The organism is Pantoea sp. B9002 (assembly GCF_013385945.1).
Taxonomy (GTDB): domain Bacteria; phylum Pseudomonadota; class Gammaproteobacteria; order Enterobacterales; family Enterobacteriaceae; genus Pantoea.
This window is the reverse complement of record NZ_JACAPA010000021.1, coordinates 1-17058: the sequence shown is the minus strand read 5'-3', so window position 1 is coordinate 17058 and position 17058 is coordinate 1. Positions and strand designations below refer to the sequence as shown.

Genomic DNA, 17058 nt, shown 5'->3' with positions numbered 1-17058 from the left:
AAATCTAACAGCGAGCCCCCCCAGCACTATCCCATCAACGCCGCCATAATCACCGCAAAAACCGCGCCCGACTCGAGCATCACCTCATGATTCCAAAATCTCAGCACGCGCCAGCCATGTCTATTCAACCGTTGCGTGCGTTCATCGTCATATCTGACGTTTTCACCATGTTGCGATCCATCGAGTTCAATCACTAGCCGTTTCTCCAGGCAGGCAAAATCCAAAATATACGGGCCGAAAGGATACTGGCGGCGAAATCGCATACCGCCACATTGTCTGGCACGCAGCAGAGACCAGAGCTTTCGCTCTGCTGGCGTCATGTTATTTCTCAACTCCTTAGCGCGCAGCACATGATGTCGCATGGTTATTCATCCTGAAAAAGCGCATCTTGTTCCCGGTATGACTCCATCTCAACGTGTGCAGTGCAATCTTGAGCAATACATCCCAACTGTTATAAAAAAACACACCAAATCTGTCTCTAATTCGCTTCACTGTTATGTGCTTTACTGGCAGGCAGTGATAATTAGAGGTGAACAATGGACGCGATCAAACAAATCCTGCTCGACGAAATCGCCACGCTGAACCGTGAGGGACAGCGCGATAATTTGCCGCGCTTTAGCTTTTCCTTCCTCAAAACCCATCCGGGGCTCTGGGCCATCATGTATCTGTGTTACGCGCTGTGCGTGGCGCTGATCTTCTCTACCGACATGCTCGGCTGGCCAGCCTTCTGGTTTGCCACGGTGTTTGTGGTGGTGATGAGCGTGCTGATGCTGATGGATATCAACCCGAAATATCGCTTCGAAGATATCGATACGCTGGATCTGCGCGTGTGCTACAACGGCGAGTGGTATTACGTGCAGCCGGTTTCTCAGCAGGCGCTGGACAAAATTCTCGATAATCCGCACACGCCGGATCGCGTGCGCAGCGGCATTGATCGCCTGATGAAGCAGAAAGGTGAAGTGGATTTCTACGACGTCTACTATCTCACCTGGGGCCACCAGCAGGCGGCCCAGGTTTAACCGTTCAGCTCGCCAATCAGTTTTCCCAACGTCTCGACCGCCGCCTCGGCACGGGCATCCCACGGCCAGGCGGTGTTGAAGCGGAAACAGTGGCTGAAGCCTTCGCTGCTGGAAAATAGCTGGCCGGGGGCGATGCTGATTCCCTGCTGCAAGGCTAAATGATAGAGCTCCGTGGTGTTGATCTGCGCCGGCAGCGCCACCCACAGGAAATAGCCGCCCGGCGTATCGCTGATGCTGGCATCGGCAGGCAGCACGCGGCGCAGCGCTTGTTGCGCCAGCTGTTTACGCTTTGCCAGCGTCTGCCTTAGCTTCTTCAAATGCGTATCGTAACTGCGCGTGCTGAGGAAATCGGCCAGCGCCAGCTGCATCGGCGCGCTGGTCGACAGCGTGCTCATCAATTGAATGCGCTGCACACGCTGCGCATGACGTCCGGCAGCCACCCAACCGACACGAAATCCCGCCACCAGATTCTTCGAAAAACTGCCGCAGTGCAGCACGTTGCCATCGCGATCAAAGGCTTTGGCCGGCAGCGGTTTGTCATGGCCTTCATACAGATCGCCATACACATCGTCTTCAATCATCGCCACGTTGTAGCGCGCCAGCAGCTCCACCAGCTGCTGCTTGCGCTCGGCGCTCAGGGTAAAGCCGAGCGGATTTTGCCGGTTGGTCATCAGCCAGCAGGCTTTAACTGGCCAGCGCTGCAGCGCCTGCTCCAGCTCCTGCAAATCCATGCCGTGTTCCACATCGCTGGCGATGGCAATCGCATTCAGCTTGAGGCGTTCAATCGCCTGTAGCGCGCCATAAAAAGAAGGGTTTTCGAGGATCACCCAATCGCCGGGTTCGGTTACGGCTTGCAGGCTGAGATTGAGCGCTTCCATCGCGCCGTTGGTGATGACGATGTCATCCGGCGACAGCGTAATGCCCTGCTGCGCATAGCGCTGCGCCAGAATTTTGCGCAGCGCTTCATTGCCTGGCGGCAGGTTGTTGAGCGCATCGGTGGGCTTTAAGTTGTGTGAGACTTTCACCAGCGAGCGCATCAGCTGGCGCTGCGGGAAGAGTTCGGGATCGGGAAAGGCCGAGCCAAACGGCATGATGGCGGGATTGCGCGTGGCTTGCAGCACGTCAAACACGAAGCTGTTGGTATCCGCCTGATCGGTTTTGCCGATCTCCTGCGTGGGCAGGCGCGGACGACTTTCGGCGGCGCGCGGCGCCACGTAATAGCCCGATTGCGGCTTTGAGACGATCCAGCCCTGACTCTCCAGCACTTCATAGGCGTGCATCACCGTCATCAGGCTTAATCCGCTCTGCTCCGCCTGCTGGCGTAGCGACGGCAGTTTTTCGCCCGGCGGCCAGATGCGCGCCTCGATTTGCGTGCGAAGCTGCTCCACCAACTGCTGATATTTCGCCACCCGAACTCCGATGTAGAGGATTTGGCGGCTAGTTTCCCTCACCCTAACCCTCTCCCGCAAGCGGGAGAGGGAATGATTAGAGGGTGCAACTCTGCCGCAAGCGGGAGAGGGAATGAATAGAGGGTGCAGATCTCACGCAAGCGGGAGAGGGAATGAATAGAACGTGCAAAGTGCTGGATCGGCTCCTTCTCCCGCTGGCGGGAGAAGGTTGGGATGAGGGAAAGCGTTTCCCGGTTAAGGCATGCGCTCCAGCTCTAACTCTTCCTCATAAAAATTCGGCAGTTCGCCAATGCGTTCCGGCGGGACCGGTTTGCCCAGCAAGTAGCCCTGCAAGGTATCGCAGCCCAAACCGGTGAGGAACGCCTGTTGATCCTGGGTTTCTACCCCTTCGGCAACCACTTTCAGATGCAGCGACTGCGCCAGCGCGACAATGGCGGAGACGATGGTGGCATCTTCCGAATGCGCTTGCAGTTCATTAACAAAGGCGCGATCGATTTTCAGCTCGCTGGCCGGTAAACGCTTGAGATACAACAAGCTGGAATAGCCGGTACCGAAATCATCAATTGACGCCTTCACACCCATGTTGGTGAGTTCGGTAAGAATACGCACGCTCTCTTCCGGATCGCGCATCGCCGTGGTTTCGGTCACTTCTAGTGTTAACAGCTCAGCCGGAATCTGGTGCTGCGCCAGCGCCTCGGTAACGGTTTCCACCAGGTTATTCTGCTCAAACTGCAGCGCCGAGAGGTTAACCGCCACCGACCAGTGCGGATGGCCCTGCAGATGCCACGAACGCAGCTGGCGACAGGCTTCGTTGATCACCCAGTTGCCGATGTTAATGATCATGCCGGTCTTCTCCGCCATCGGCAGGAAGGCGTCCGGCGCCAGCAGACCGCGTGAAGGATGCTGCCAGCGCAGCAGCGCTTCAAAGCCAAGGATCGGGCCGCTCGGCGCGCAGTATTTTGGCTGATAAAACAGGCGTAACTCTTCATTATCCAGCGCTTGCCACAGATCGTTATTCAGCTGCAATTGCGACTGCGCCAGCGTGTTCATTGACGGCTGGAAGAAGGTGTAACCGTTGCGACCGTTGTTTTTGGTGTGATACATAGCGGCATCGGCGTTGAACATCAGCTCGCGCTCATCTTTGCCATCACCAGGATAAACCGCAATACCGATACTCAGCGATACCACCAGCTCATAGCGCGAGATGTCGAATGGACGATCCACTGCTTTCACCAGCGTATCGGCGACGGCTGCGGCATCGTTAGGATCATCAATTTCCAGCAGCAGCACAAATTCATCGCCGCCCATGCGCGCCAGCGTGTAGTGCCCTTTCATCTGGTCGGTCATGCGCTCGGTGACGCCAATCAGCAGGTTGTCGCCAACGTGGTGACCAAAAGCATCGTTCACCGCTTTAAAGCCGTCGAGATCCATAAACATCAGCGCAAACTGCGATTTCTCACGGTTGGCTTTATTGATCGCTTGTTCGAGGCGATCTTCTAACAGAATACGGTTAGGTAAGCGTGTCAGGTTATCGTGCAGCGCCAGCTGGGCCAGTTCGCGGTTGGCTTCCGCCAGCGAGTGGGCGAGGATCGACGTGCGCGCCTGCAGACGTGCATCGAGCATTGAGACCAGCAAGGTAATGCCGAGGATCGCCAGCGTCACCACCGTCACCACCACTGCCAGCCAGTTGCTGTTCACGCCCATGTGCGTCGCATGGCTCTGCATCGGGAAGTCGGCCGCCGCCATGCCGGTATAGTGCATGCCGGCAATCGCACAGCCCATCACCACCGATGCGCCTAAACGCAAGACGGTAACGCGGCCGTGGCCTTCGCGCAGGTTAAACGCCAGCCAGAGCGCGGCGCCCGAAGCCACCAGCGCAATCGCCACCGATGCCGCCACCCAACCCCAATTCCAGGTGATGCCGGGCGCAAACATCAGCGCCGCCATGCCGATGTAGTGCATGGCCACCACGCCGGAACCCAGCACCACAGCGCCTCCGCACAGTCGCGGCCACGGCAAGGTCGGCGTTGAGCACACCAGCCACAGCGCAAAAACCGAGGCTAATACCGCCACCACCATTGAAGTGACGGTGAGCGTGGGATCGTAGCTCATTACCATGTCGAGGCTCATCGACAGCATGCCGATGAAGTGCATCGCCCAGATGCCGACGCCCATAGCGAATCCACCGCCGAATAACCAAACCAGCGCCACCTTGCCAGTTGAGGAAGCCACGCGTCCTGCCATATCCAGCGCAGTAAACGAAGCCAGCATCGCCACCAGAATCGAGACGATGACGGTAAACGAGTCGTACGAAGTCACTAACATAGTGATTTCCCAAGTTAAAGCCGGTGTAAGTCAGCTGTGGTGTTGTTGTTAAAAGTGAGATCTATTGGTTTTATTGTAGGAATTATCGGCAGAGTGCCTGCCGATCTGAGTTTTTGAACGATGAAACCTTCCGATGGGGAAGAAACTAAAAATTGTTTATTGCGCGCCAGCCAGCGGCACCACGTTATCGGTAAACGCCAGCGGCACCGTAAGCGCAGCGGTGAATTCACCGATGCGATCGGCTGGCGTGGGCTTGCCAAGTAGATAACCTTGCAGCGTGTCGAAGCCTAAACCGGTGAGCAGACGCTGCTGCTCTTCGGTCTCGACGCCTTCCGCCACCATACGCAGGTTGAGCGTTTGTGCCAGCGTCAACATGGCGGTCACTACCGTGGCGTCTTCGCTGCCGGCACGCAAACTGTTGATAAAGGCGCGGTCGATTTTCAGCTCGCTGGCTTCGAGGTGTTTCAAATGCAGCAAGTTGGCGTAGCCGATGCCGAAGTTATCGATCGCCACTTTCACCCCGAGACGATGCAGTTCGGCAATGCGCTGCTGGCTGAACTGCGGATCGCGCATGGCGATGTTCTCGGTAATTTCCAGCATCAACGCCCCGTCAGGGATCTGATGGCGCTGCAACGCCTGGCGTACGCTGTCAATCAAATCGCGCTGCTGGAACTGCAAAGCGGAGAGATTGACCGACACTGTCCAGTCGCCGTTGCCTTCATCGTGCCACTGCTTCAGCTGGCGGCAGGCTTCATTAATCACCCAGTTACCCAGCGCGACAATTTGCCCGGTTTTCTCGGCGCGCGCCAGGAACATATCTGGCATTAGCAGCCCGCGACGCGGATGCTGCCAGCGCAGCAGCGCCTCGAAGCCCATTAATACGGTGCCACCCGCGCGGAATTTTGGCTGATAGAACAGCCGCATCTCCTGATACTCCAGCGCGTTCCACAGATCGTTGGCCAGCGCCAGCTGATGCTGTGCCACCGCGCTCATTGCCGGTTCAAACAGGCACCAGCCGTTACGGCCGCTGTGTTTGGTGTGATACATGGCGGAGTCGGCGTTGAACATCAGCTCCTGCTGGCTGCGGCCGTGCAGCGGGAAGATGACAATGCCGACGCTTAAGGAGACGCGCAGCGAATAGCGATCGAGATCGAAAGGCGCATCAATCGCCTGTACCAGCCGCTGTGCCAGTTTGGTGGCCTGATGCAGATGGAATTGCGGACACAGCAGTACAAATTCATCGCCGCCCAGACGCGCCAGCAGAATCTCTTCACTGAGTTCATCCCGCAAACGATCGGCAACGGCAATCAGCAAGCGGTCGCCGACGTGATGGCCCCATGTGTCGTTAATGGCTTTGAAACCATCGAGATCCATAAACATCAGCGCGAAGTTGTCATCCTGCAGCGTCGCCTGCTTGATTTCCGTGGTGAGCTGCTGCTCCAGCATCACGCGATTCGGCAGCGATGTGAGGTTGTCATGCAGCGCCAGCTGGCGCAGCTCGCTGTTGGCGCGCTTGAGTTTGGCGGCGAGACGCGCGGCGCGCAGCTGCGCATCCAGCATCGAGATCAGCAACATTAGCCCCAGAATGCTCAGCGTGATGATAGTGACCCACACCGCCATTCCCTCTTCGCTGGCGCCATGATGTTGCATGCTTACCGGCATAACGAATTCTGCTGCCGCCATGCCGGTGTAGTGCATGCCGGCAATCGCAATGCCCATCACCAGCGCCGCGCAGGCGCGCAGTAACAGCAGGCTTTCGCCTTGCCGCAGATGAAACGCCAGCCACAACGCCGCGCCTGATGCTGCGTAGGCAATCAGCACCGAGAGCGCCACCAGCGGCAAATTCCAGTTAATCGGGGTGGCAATCATCAGCGCGTTCATACCGAGGTAATGCATGACAATGATGCCGCTGCCCATGATCAGCGTGCCGCGCACTAAGCGGCGTCGGGTGAGATGGCTGCCTTGTACGCCCTGCGCGAAAGCGAAGATGGCGGTGACAATCGCCACCAGCAATGAGATGGCGGTGAGCTCGACGTCGTAGCGCATGGTCATCGGCATCATCATCGCCAGCATGCCAATAAAGTGCATCGCCCACACGCCGATGCCCATCGCGGTGCCCCCGCCGATTAACCACAGTTTTGCCAGACAGCCGCGAGAAACGGCCACACGCCCGGCGGTATCCAGCGCGGTAAAGGCGGCAATGAAGGCCACGATCAGTGAAACGGTAACCAGAACGCTATCCCAGGTAACCAGCAGCATGTGCGCTCCTAAACTCCACCCGCTGCGCAGCAGGTGCGGTGTCGTCAAATTAATACAAGGATGATAAAGCGCCGTTCAAGGGCGATTAATGACCGCCTGCGGCGAAGTTCAACAAAAAGTCGTTCCAGACAAATCTGGAGTGGTCGTGCGGATTTTTTTTATTTTCATCGTCAGTCTTTAAGAGAAAAATTAATAATATCTGATTAATGCACGAACATAACATTGAACCGAAGCGCGCGGTAGAGGGAGAAATCATCGGCTGTTTAGTTTTTTTAACTGGTCCTCACCCCTTGTTATTACTGAGTTATCGGCGAAAAGTGTGAATTGATTAGGGAAAAATTGAACCCCAGCCGCACAAGGCGCTAAATGCTGATCTATAGTAAAGAAAACTGATATAAATCATTAATCCACCATCTAGGAATTTTCTTAGATGGCAGGCGCTTACGCTGTATGTCCGATGCGGGCTTTAGTTTCATTTTTGCGGTCTTTCATAAAGTAATAACCAGGTGAAAAAGCACTGACCTTGGATAATCAGTAAGGAATGATTATGAAACTCAAGCTTTTTCTTTTAGCTGCTGCGGGCCTGTCCACGGCATTTCCCTCCATGGTAGCGGTAGCTGCCACCACCGGTATCATTAACGCCACATTGACGTTAACCACCGGTTGCCTGGTTAATGGATCATCCTCCACCACCGGGGTTAACTTCGGTACCCTGAACTTCGGTAGCAGTGCCGCAACATTTGATACGCTCAATGCGACTTTAGTCGGATCGATAGGTAATGGTATTTTTGTCCGCTGCACCACCAACCAGCCCTATAGCATTCAGGTCACCAGCAGTAATACCGCGCCGACCACGGTTTATGGCACCGCATCCGGTTCGCCACGTTATCTGATCCTCGGTTCTGATAACACGCAAGGCATTACGTATACGCTGTATAGCGACTCGGCATATAGCACTGCCATCGCCAATAACGCCAGCCTCGCGCCAAGTGGGACGACCGATCCGCAACTCGGTACTAACTATGCGGTTTACGGTCGTGTTATAGGCGGCGGCTTTAACGCAGTCATTCCGGCGGGCACTTATACCGATACAATTAACGTCTCCGTGACTTACTGAACTCTATGTTGAGTACTACCCGGTGGCTGTAAAGCGGTCATCTGCGGCGATTGCTGGCTGTTTGTCGCTGTTGCTGTGGAGCTCAGGCGTGTGGTGCATCACCACCAGCTCGGCCACATTTCAGGTATCCGCATCGATCGTTGCGGGTTGCGTTATCTCCGGTACCAATACCGGGGTTTTCGGCACGCTTAATTTTGGTACGCAATCTGGCGTGGCTTCCAGCAGCGTCAGCGCCAGCTATGTGCAAAGCACCACCATCACGCTTGCCTGCACGCCAGGCACTGCCCTGAGTATGAGCATCAACGGCGGCAGTAATTACACCTCCACGCGCAATCTCAAACACACCAGTAATACCAATACCGTGGCCTACAGCCTGTATACCAATGCGGCACACACCACGGCCATTCCGGTAAACAGCCCGATGGCGCTGAGTTACAGCAATGCCAACAACATCACTTTGCCGATTTACGGCTTATTAACGCTGCCCGGCCCCACGCGCGCCGGGACTTATACCGACACCTTAACCGTCACGCTGAGTTGGTGATGGAGTCAATAAGAAGGATGAATGATGATGAACCTGCGCGCCCTGATTCTGTTGTTATTTGTGGCCCTAACGCCTGCGGTACACGCCGCCAATTCGCTGATGGTGTGGCCGATCGACCCGGCGATTGATCCGCAAGACAAAGCCAGCGAGTTGTGGCTGGAGAATCGCGGCAATGCCACCACCATGATGCAGGTGCGCATCTTCAGCTGGCTGCAGGTCAACGGTCAGGAGCAGTATCAAACCCAGCAGCAAGTAGTGGCGAGCCCGCCGATGGTGCGACTTGAACCAGGGCAGAAGCAGCTGGTGCGTCTCATCAAGCAAACCGCGCCCGATGCCGGACGTGAAATGTCGTATCGCGTACTGCTGGATGAGATCCCCACACCGCGCACGCCTGGCGAGAATCAGGCCGGACTGACTTTCCAGATGCGCTATTCGGTGCCGCTCTTTGTCTACGGCAACGGCGTAACGCGTGACACGGCAAAACCGCAGCTGAGCTGGCAGGAAGTGAACAGCGGCGGCAAACGCTGGCTGGAGCTGACCAATCGCGGCAACGGCCACGCGCGGTTAAGCAACGTCACCATTGGCGGCCGCAAAATAGGTAACGGCTTGCTGGGTTATGTGCTGGCCAACAGCAGCTATCGCTGGCCGTTGACCAGTAGCGTGAGCGGTGCGATGTCCGCAGACATGAATAAAGGCCACTGGAGCAGCGCTGCCGCACGTTGATGAAGTTAACGCCGCACCCCTGCGCACTGGCCGTTGCCAGCGTGCTCTGTATCAGCCCGATGAGCAGCAGTGCGGAGACTTTTTCCGAACTGCCACCGCCGCCTGCGCTGCAGAACAATGCCAGCGGCCAACAGTACATGCTGGAACTGGTGGTAAATCAGGCCGAACGTGGCGATATCGTGCCGGTTGAACGTAAAAATGGCGACTTCTGGATTAGGCGCGGCGATCTGCAACGCCTCGGCATTCCGGAAGAGAAGCTGCAAGGGCAGCAGATCGATGTGAATAAAATAAGCGATGCGAAAGTGGAGTATGACGAACGACGCCAACGACTATTACTGACGGTGCCGCCCGCGTGGCTGCCAGCACAGACTATCGGTCAACAGCAGCAAAACGCACCCCGCTTTCCCGGACGCGCCAGCAATGGCGCCCTGCTCAACTACGACTTTTACGCCACGCGTACTGATAATGCCGGTTCGCGCCTCTCCAACTGGAGTGAACTGCGCTTCTTTGGCCCTGCCGGCCAGTTATCCACCAACGGTGTTTACGTGCAGCAACTGGAAGGCGGCGTATCCGGCCAGCAGGAAGGTTATATCCGCTACGACACCTGGTTTAGCAATGAAAATGAAAACGCGGTCATCAGTTGGCGCGCCGGGGATTTGGTCACCGATGCGCTGAGCTGGAGCAACAGCGTGCGGCTTGGCGGCGTGCAGATTGGTCGCGACTTCAGCGTGCGCCCGGATCTGATCACTTATCCGCTGCCGTCGTTTTCTGGTCAGGCGGCGGTGCCCTCGTCGGTTGATCTGTTCATCAACGGCTATCGCAACACCCAAGCCAATGTGCAGCCTGGTCCGTGGTCGCTGACTAACGTCCCTTTCGTCAACGGCGCGGGCGACGCGGTGATCATCACCACCGATGCGGTGGGCCGACAAATCACCACCACGCTGCCGTTTTACGTCTCCAGCAGTTTGCTGAAAACCGGGTTATCCGATTACTCGTTCTCCGCCGGTGCAATTCGCGAAAACTACGGCATAAACAACTTTGATTACGGTGCGGCGGCGGCCAGCGGATCTTATCGCTATGGCTTAACCGACTGGCTGACGCTGGAGAGCCATGCGGAAGGCAGCGACAGTGTAGCGATGGGCGGCGCAGGTGGATTGGTCAAGCTTGGCAGTTTTGGCGTGGTGAATGGCGCGCTGGCGCAGAGCCAGATGGACGGTAATCCTGGCACGCAATACAGCTGGGGCTATCAGTACAACAACAGCTGGTTCAGCCTTGGCACCCAGCACACCATCCGCAGCGCCGATTTCGGCAATCTCGCGCTGGTCGGCAGCCGTGGCGATAACGCCAACACCAGCTACTCGCTATCGCGACGCAGCGCGCAGTACACCGCCAGCGTGTCTTTGAATGATTACGGTAGCCTTGGCTTGGCTTATTTGGATATCTCCGGCGGCGATAGCGAGCGCACGCGTTTACTGAATCTGTCGTGGAGTAAAAATCTTTGGGGCAACAGCAGTTTATATATTTCCGCCAGCCGCGATCAGGAACAGGGCAACTGGAGCGGCGCCATTTCCCTCGTGATTCCTTTTGGCGAGCAGAGCAGCGCCTCGGTGACGACCGAGCGCGATCAGCAGGGTAATAACAGCCAGCGCCTGTATGTGTCACGCGCGATGCCAACCGATGGCGGTTTCTCTTACGATGCTTCCTGGGCGAATCAAGGCGGTAACAGCGGCGATTATCGTCAGGGCAGCCTGCGTTATCGCAATAACAAAATTGATACCTCCGCCGGTTTCTTTGGCGATAACGACAACACCACGCAATGGGCTGATTTCACCGGTTCGGTGGTGTTAATGGATAACCGCGTGTTCGCCGCCAATAACATCAACGATGCCTTTGTAGTGGTGAAAACCGATTATCCCGACGTGACGGTGCGTTATGAAAACCAGACGATGGGCCGCACCGATAAACAAGGCTATTTGCTGGTGCCATCAATCAGCAGCTATTACGGCGCGAAGTACGATATCGATACGCTGGATCTGCCCGCCGATCGCACCGCGCCGAAGGTTGAACAACGCTTTGCGGTGAAGCGCAAGAGCGGCTATCTGCTCAACTTACCGGTAGATCGTCTGCGCGCCGCCAGCGTGGTGCTGCATGACAGCAATCATCAGCCGCTGCCGATTTCCAGCCAGGTGCTACGTCCGAATAAGGCCACCGAATATGTCGGCTGGGACGGCATTGTGTGGATGGAAGATCTCGATGCCAGTAACCCGATTCATGTGGTGACGCCAGATGGACGCAGCTGCGATGCGCAACTGGACATCGCCGACGGCCAGCCAAAAGCACTTAAAACCTACGGGCCGCTTACCTGCCCGCTGCCACCAGCGCCGCAAGGTTCTGCGGTGAGCAGCGCGGATAATTCACAGTCAGGGATTTCACCATGAGAAAGCTTCTGCTCCTGCTGACGCTGTTTTTACTGCCGGGCACCAGTTATGCGCTGTGCAGCTTATCGGCCCCCACCGCCACGTTCGGATCGGTTACCACATTTTCCGTCGCGTCGACGGTGAATAACACGTCGAGCACCACCAACGTGAACTGCGGCTCGGGTACGCTTTCGCTGCTGGGCTCCGACAACATCACCTACGCTTTTACCACCGCCTCGAACCTCAGCGGCACCCGCGCGGTGTTGAAAACCGCCAGCGGCGGCACCGATAACATTCCAATTAGGTTGTGTATCGATAGCGCCTGCGCCACCGAATTGCTGCAGGGCGGCAGCTATCGCTGGAGTTCAGCCTCGTTGCTGGCATTGGGTAACAGCCTCAACTTCAATATTCCACTCTATTTCCGCACTTTAACGGGACAGGTGATCGCCGCAGGCACTTACACCACCACCATTACGTTGACCGTCAGTTATACGGTGTGCGCCGGATTGAACGTGGCAGGATTGTGTGTGGGAACGGTGCAAACCAGCACCGGCACGGCGATGCCGATTACCGTGAATCTGGTGGTCACCAACGATTGCACCACCATCACCGCGCCGAACGTCAGTTTCGGCAGTGCGCCGCTGGTGGGGACGTTCTCAACCGTGCAGCAGACGATTAACGTGGTGTGTTCAAAAGGCAGCACTTACACCGTGGGACTGAGCAATGGCAGCTACTACAGTGGCACCACACGGCAGATGGCGAGCGGGACTAACCGGCTGGCGTATGACATCTACAAAGGCACCACCACCACATCGCGCTGGGGACCAACTGGTACCGATCGCTGGAGCAGCACCACCTCGACATCGTTGAATGCGGATACCGTGACGCGCAACTTTACCTATACGGCGCAGATTTTGACCACGCAGAATACACCCGCGGCGGGGAATTATACTGATAGCGTGGTGGTGGATGTGTCGTTTTGAGAGAGGAGGTCGCCATGAATGGCGACCCTACAATTATGCGCTGACTGGTGCGGTGTTATGTCGTGACTGATATTGCTTCACCATGCGGCCAATCAGCAAGGTACCGACCAGCCCACAAACTGCTGCAAAGGAGAGCCACACGCCTGGCATCGCTTTATCGCCTGTCGCATGAATCAGATAGCTCGACACCGCTGGCGTAAAGCCGCCAAACAGCGCGGTTGCCAGGCTGTAGGCCAGCGAGAAGCCTGAAGCACGCACTTCTGCTGGCATGATCTCTGCCAGATAAACCACCATCGCGCCGTTGTAGCTGGCATACAGGAACGACAGCCACAGCTCAGCTTCAACCAGATGGGAGAAGGTCGGCGATCCCACCAGCCAGTGCAGCACCGGCCAGGTGGTGACAATCATCAAGATGGTGCAGATGATCAGCAGCGGACGGCGACCGACGCGGTCTGACAGTGAACCCATCAGCGGCAGCCAGAACAGGTTGGAGATGCCGACAAACAGCGTCACTAAAAAGCTCTCTTTATCGCTCATCATCAGCACGGTTTTGCCGAAGGTCGGGGTAAAGGCGGTAATCATGTAGAACATCACGGTGGTGGTCACCACCATCAACATCCCTGCCAGCACCAGCGCCCAGTTCTGCCCGACCGAACGCATAATCTGGCTCATTGAGGGGTGATGTTTACGCTGGCTGAAAGCTTCGGTCTCTTCCAGCATGCGGCGGATATAGAACAGGAACGGCACGATCATACATCCCACCACAAACGGAATACGCCAGCCCCATTCGGTGACGGCGTCTTTCGCCAGCAGATGATTCAGACCCAAACCCAGCAGCGCGGCGAAGATCACCGCAACCTGCTGGCTGCCCGATTGCCAGCTGACATAAAAACCTTTGCGCCCTTTCGGCGCCACTTCCGCCAGATAAACCGACACGCCACCCAACTCAACGCCCGCCGAGAAGCCCTGCAGCAGGCGACCGAGCAGAATCAGAATCGGCGCGGCGGCACCTAGCGTGGCGCATCCGGGCACCAGCGCGATGGTTAATGTCCCAATCGCCATCAAGCCGAGCGTCAACAACAAGCCTTTGCGGCGTCCATGGTGGTCGATGTAAGCGCCGAGAATAATCGCGCCGAGCGGGCGCATCAGGAAACCTGCGCCGAAGGTCATCAGCGTCAGCATTAGAGAGGCAAAGGGATCATCGCCAGGGAAAAAGGTTTTGGCGATCGCCGTGGCGTAATAGCCAAACACCATGAAATCGTACATCTCAAGGAAGTTACCGCTGGTAACGCTAAAGATGGTTTTGGCACCGCCTTGCGACGACTTTTGTAAAGAGTGACTCGAGCTCATATTGTCCTTCCTGGTTTTTCTCCCGTTTTAACGTGCCGGGCCAGGAATAAACGTGATCATCTTCACCATTGCAGTTTACAAACACATTACCAATGGTAACTGCAGATTAACAAAGCCAACCTAATGGCAATAGGAATAGGTTTAAAAAATTTATATATTTTTTATATAACCATTGAATAGACTCAAGCCGCAAATAAAAATAAAAAGGCTATTAATCATCAATTAAAACCAAGGCAACTCAGCAAACCCCACTTACCCACCTCAATGAAACTAATTAACAAAATGAATGAATCCAAGACCCGTCTGGTTTGAGGTTCCCTCTTCCACTTTTATGCTTGAACCGCTCACCGGCAATCATGCCGTGGCTAACTTAGGTGGAGAATACTTATGCCAACACCCCTCAGCTCTAATCCTCTCTCAGGTAGTAATGCAACTCGCGTCAGCACGCCAAATCATGCAACAGCGGGGATCCCCGCCACCATCAGCTATGCAGTTGATGATGTCGGCTCCGTGCAGGGCAAGCTGGCCTCCGGCGCAAGCACCGATGACTTTGCGCCGATGATTGTCGGACAGGCTGAACCCAACAGCATCGTCTATCTCTATGCGCAGAATAACCACGGCGGTATCGGTTACAAAGGCAGCGTCATTGCAGACGCCAATGGCGACTGGTCGATTCAGTCACGCTCGATGATCAGTGGCAACGGCATTTACTCCTTCCACGCCACCTACGTAAACAGCATCGACGATTACCGCCCGGACTTCGTCCTCAATATGCAGGCGCTGAAGGACATCCAGCCGGTGATTGATTTCGCCCGCGATGACAGCGGCGCTATGACCGGCCAGGTTTACCATCGCGGCACGACCGATGATAAAACGCCGGTGCTGGAGGGCAGAGGTGCGCCGGGCAGCATGATAGAAGTGGAAATCAAACTCAGCAATGGCGGCTGGCAAAGCGTGGGCCGCGTCCCCGTTGATGAACAGGGCAACTGGCAATTGGATGCCATTGAGCTCAGCAATTATGGCGAATGGAGCTTCCGTGCGCGTGGTGTCGCGGGCGAGCAAACCAGCGGCTGGAGCGAGAGCTTCCAGGTGATAATGATCCCCGCCATCCCGCTGGTGCCGACCATCAATTTTGCCGGCGACGATGTCGGCCTGGTGCAGGATCCGATCGACCACAACGGCACCACCGACGATGCCACACCAACGCTGCAAGGCGCGGGAACGCCCGGTCAGGTGATTGAGATTGTGTTTGGTCTGCAGGGCGAAAGCCTGCGCAGCAGCGGCAGCGTTATGGTCGGCGAGGATGGCAAATGGAGCTTCACGTCACCGCAACTTCATCAGACGGGCGTCTGGGAATATCAGGTGCGCGCGTCCAACGGTGAGATGAAAAGCAGCTGGAGCGGCAAATTTCTGCTCAACCTGGTGACGGAAGACGCTGCGGGTGAGGAGCGGGAAGTTGATGCGCCGGGGATAATACCCGCCACCATCAGCTATGCGGTTGACGATGTCGGCACCGTACAGGGCAAGCTGGCCTCCGGCGCAAGCACCGATGACTTCTCGCCGATGATTGTCGGCAAGGCTGAACCCAACAGCATCGTCTATCTGTATGCGCAGAATAACCACGGCGGTATCGGTTACAAAGGCAGCGTCATTGCAGATGCCAATGGCGACTGGTCGATTCAGTCACGCTCGATGATCAGCGGCAACGGCATTTACTCTTTCCACGCCACCTACGTAAACAGCGTCGCCGATTACCGCCCAGACTTTGTCCTCAATATGCAGGCGCTGAAAGACATGCAGCCGGTGATTGATTTCGCCCGCGATGACAGCGGCGCCATGACCGGCGAGGTTTATCATCGCGGCACGACCGATGATAAAACCCCGGTGCTGGAGGGCAGAGGTGCGCCGGGCAGCATGATAGAAGTGGAATTCAAACTCAGTAACGGCAACTGGCAAAGCGTGGGTCGCGTCCCCGTTGATGAGCAGGGAAACTGGCAGCTGGGTTCGATTGAGCTGAGCAATTATGGCGAGTGGAGCTTCCGTGCGCGTGGTGTCGCCGGCGATCAAACCAGCGGCTGGAGCGAGAGCTTCGAGGTGATAATGATCCCCGCCATACCGCTGGTGCCGACCATCAATTTTGCCGGCGACGATGTCGGCCTGGTGCAGGATCCGATCTACCACAACGGCACCACCGACGATGCCACACCGACGCTGCAAGGCGCGGGAACGCCCGGCCAGGTGATTGAGATTGTGTTTGGTCTGCAGGGCGAAAGCCTGCGCAGCAGCGGCAGCGCGGTAGTTGGCGAGGATGGCAAATGGAGCTTCACGTCGCCAGAACTTCATCAGCCGGGCATTTGGGAATATCAGGCGCGTGCGTCTAACGGTGAGATGAAAAGCGATTGGAGCGGTAAATTCCAACTCAATCTGGCTGAAGATGTGCAGACCGATAATGTTGAGCGGGATGAGAGCAGCAACCTGACACTGCAACATTTGTTGATAGACGAAAGCGAAGGTTTCTTTGTGGCTACGGAGGCGCAAGATTTGACGCCAGGCGGTTCTGGCGCAACGCTAGAACTGGAGGATATCTTGCCTGCCGGAACGGCAATCAGCGACTGGCTGCAGCAAACCGCTAGCGTGACCACTGCCGGCGCGCACTATCAGGTTTACGCCCATGACAGTAATGAGTTGCTGAAGGAAGAGATCACATCTCAATCCTACTAACGCTCGATAAGCCATAAAAAAAGGGTCGCCATGAATGGCGTAATGCTCGTCAGTTAAGCATCTTTCGGTCACCATAAATGGCGACCCTACAAAGGATTGGCGCGTTTTTCGTAGGGTGCGCATTCATGCGCACCTTCATACATATGCAAACTAATGCTTAACTGAGCGGCATTACGCCATGAATGGCGACC

Annotated in this window: 12 protein-coding genes; 7 read left to right on the top strand and 5 right to left on the bottom strand. The window is 56.3% G+C overall.

Going from position 1 to position 17058, the window contains the following annotated elements; all coding sequences use genetic code 11:
- Positions 1 to 26: 26 nt before the first annotated feature.
- Positions 27 to 362 (bottom strand): endonuclease domain-containing protein, encoded by a 336-nt coding sequence (locus HX773_RS12550; RefSeq protein ID WP_176971764.1) that lies wholly within the window; start codon positions 360 to 362, stop codon positions 27 to 29.
- A gap of 174 nt (positions 363 to 536) precedes the next feature.
- On the opposite strand from HX773_RS12550, the gene HX773_RS12545 reads away from it, so the two are divergent.
- A complete protein-coding gene (locus tag HX773_RS12545; RefSeq protein ID WP_176971763.1) occupies positions 537 to 1019 on the top strand; it encodes a YlaC family protein in 483 nt (160 codons plus the stop codon).
- Here the strand turns inward: HX773_RS12545 and HX773_RS12540 are convergent.
- The 3 genes from HX773_RS12540 to HX773_RS12530 form a co-directional block, all read right to left on the bottom strand.
- The gene (locus HX773_RS12540) at positions 1016 to 2428 is read right to left on the bottom strand and encodes a PLP-dependent aminotransferase family protein (protein ID WP_176971845.1); all 1413 of its coding nucleotides are present in this window, start codon (positions 2426 to 2428) and stop codon (positions 1016 to 1018) included. The two genes, HX773_RS12545 and HX773_RS12540, sit on opposite strands and share 4 nt — an antisense overlap.
- Positions 2429 to 2662: 234 nt before the next feature.
- Positions 2663 to 4753, bottom strand: coding sequence for a bifunctional diguanylate cyclase/phosphodiesterase (locus HX773_RS12535; RefSeq protein ID WP_176971762.1), 2091 nt, complete (start codon positions 4751 to 4753; stop codon positions 2663 to 2665).
- A 156-nt stretch (positions 4754 to 4909) separates the two neighbouring features.
- Positions 4910 to 7012, bottom strand: coding sequence for a bifunctional diguanylate cyclase/phosphodiesterase (locus HX773_RS12530; protein ID WP_176971761.1), 2103 nt, complete (start codon positions 7010 to 7012; stop codon positions 4910 to 4912).
- A gap of 547 nt (positions 7013 to 7559) precedes the next feature.
- On the opposite strand from HX773_RS12530, the gene HX773_RS12525 reads away from it, so the two are divergent.
- The 5 genes from HX773_RS12525 to HX773_RS12505 are packed head-to-tail and all read left to right on the top strand — an operon-like array spanning position 7560 to position 12796.
- Entirely contained in the window at positions 7560 to 8129 is a 570-nt protein-coding gene (locus HX773_RS12525; RefSeq protein ID WP_176971760.1) for a spore coat protein U domain-containing protein, read from the top strand.
- 22 nt (positions 8130 to 8151) lie between these two features.
- Complete coding sequence (locus HX773_RS12520) at positions 8152 to 8673, top strand: spore coat U domain-containing protein (RefSeq protein ID WP_176971759.1); 522 nt, start codon at positions 8152 to 8154, stop codon at positions 8671 to 8673.
- 24 nt (positions 8674 to 8697) lie between these two features.
- Entirely contained in the window at positions 8698 to 9396 is a 699-nt protein-coding gene (locus HX773_RS12515; protein ID WP_176971758.1) for a molecular chaperone, read from the top strand.
- Positions 9396 to 11834, top strand: a complete 2439-nt coding sequence (locus HX773_RS12510; protein WP_176971844.1) for a fimbria/pilus outer membrane usher protein — start codon at positions 9396 to 9398, stop codon at positions 11832 to 11834. Before HX773_RS12515 ends, HX773_RS12510 begins: the two co-directional genes overlap by 1 nt.
- Positions 11831 to 12796: a spore coat U domain-containing protein gene (locus tag HX773_RS12505; protein ID WP_176971757.1), complete on the top strand. Its 966-nt coding sequence runs from the start codon at positions 11831 to 11833 to the stop codon at positions 12794 to 12796. The genes HX773_RS12510 and HX773_RS12505 overlap by 4 nt, the downstream gene beginning before the upstream one ends.
- A gap of 33 nt (positions 12797 to 12829) precedes the next feature.
- On the opposite strand, the gene HX773_RS12500 is transcribed toward HX773_RS12505, so the two are convergent.
- A complete protein-coding gene (locus HX773_RS12500) occupies positions 12830 to 14146 on the bottom strand; it encodes an MFS transporter (RefSeq protein WP_176971756.1) in 1317 nt (438 codons plus the stop codon).
- Between the two features lie 387 nt (positions 14147 to 14533).
- Between HX773_RS12500 and HX773_RS12495 the strand changes: the two genes are divergently transcribed.
- Entirely contained in the window at positions 14534 to 16867 is a 2334-nt protein-coding gene (locus HX773_RS12495; protein ID WP_176971755.1) for an Ig-like domain-containing protein, read from the top strand.
- Positions 16868 to 17058 lie beyond the last annotated feature (191 nt).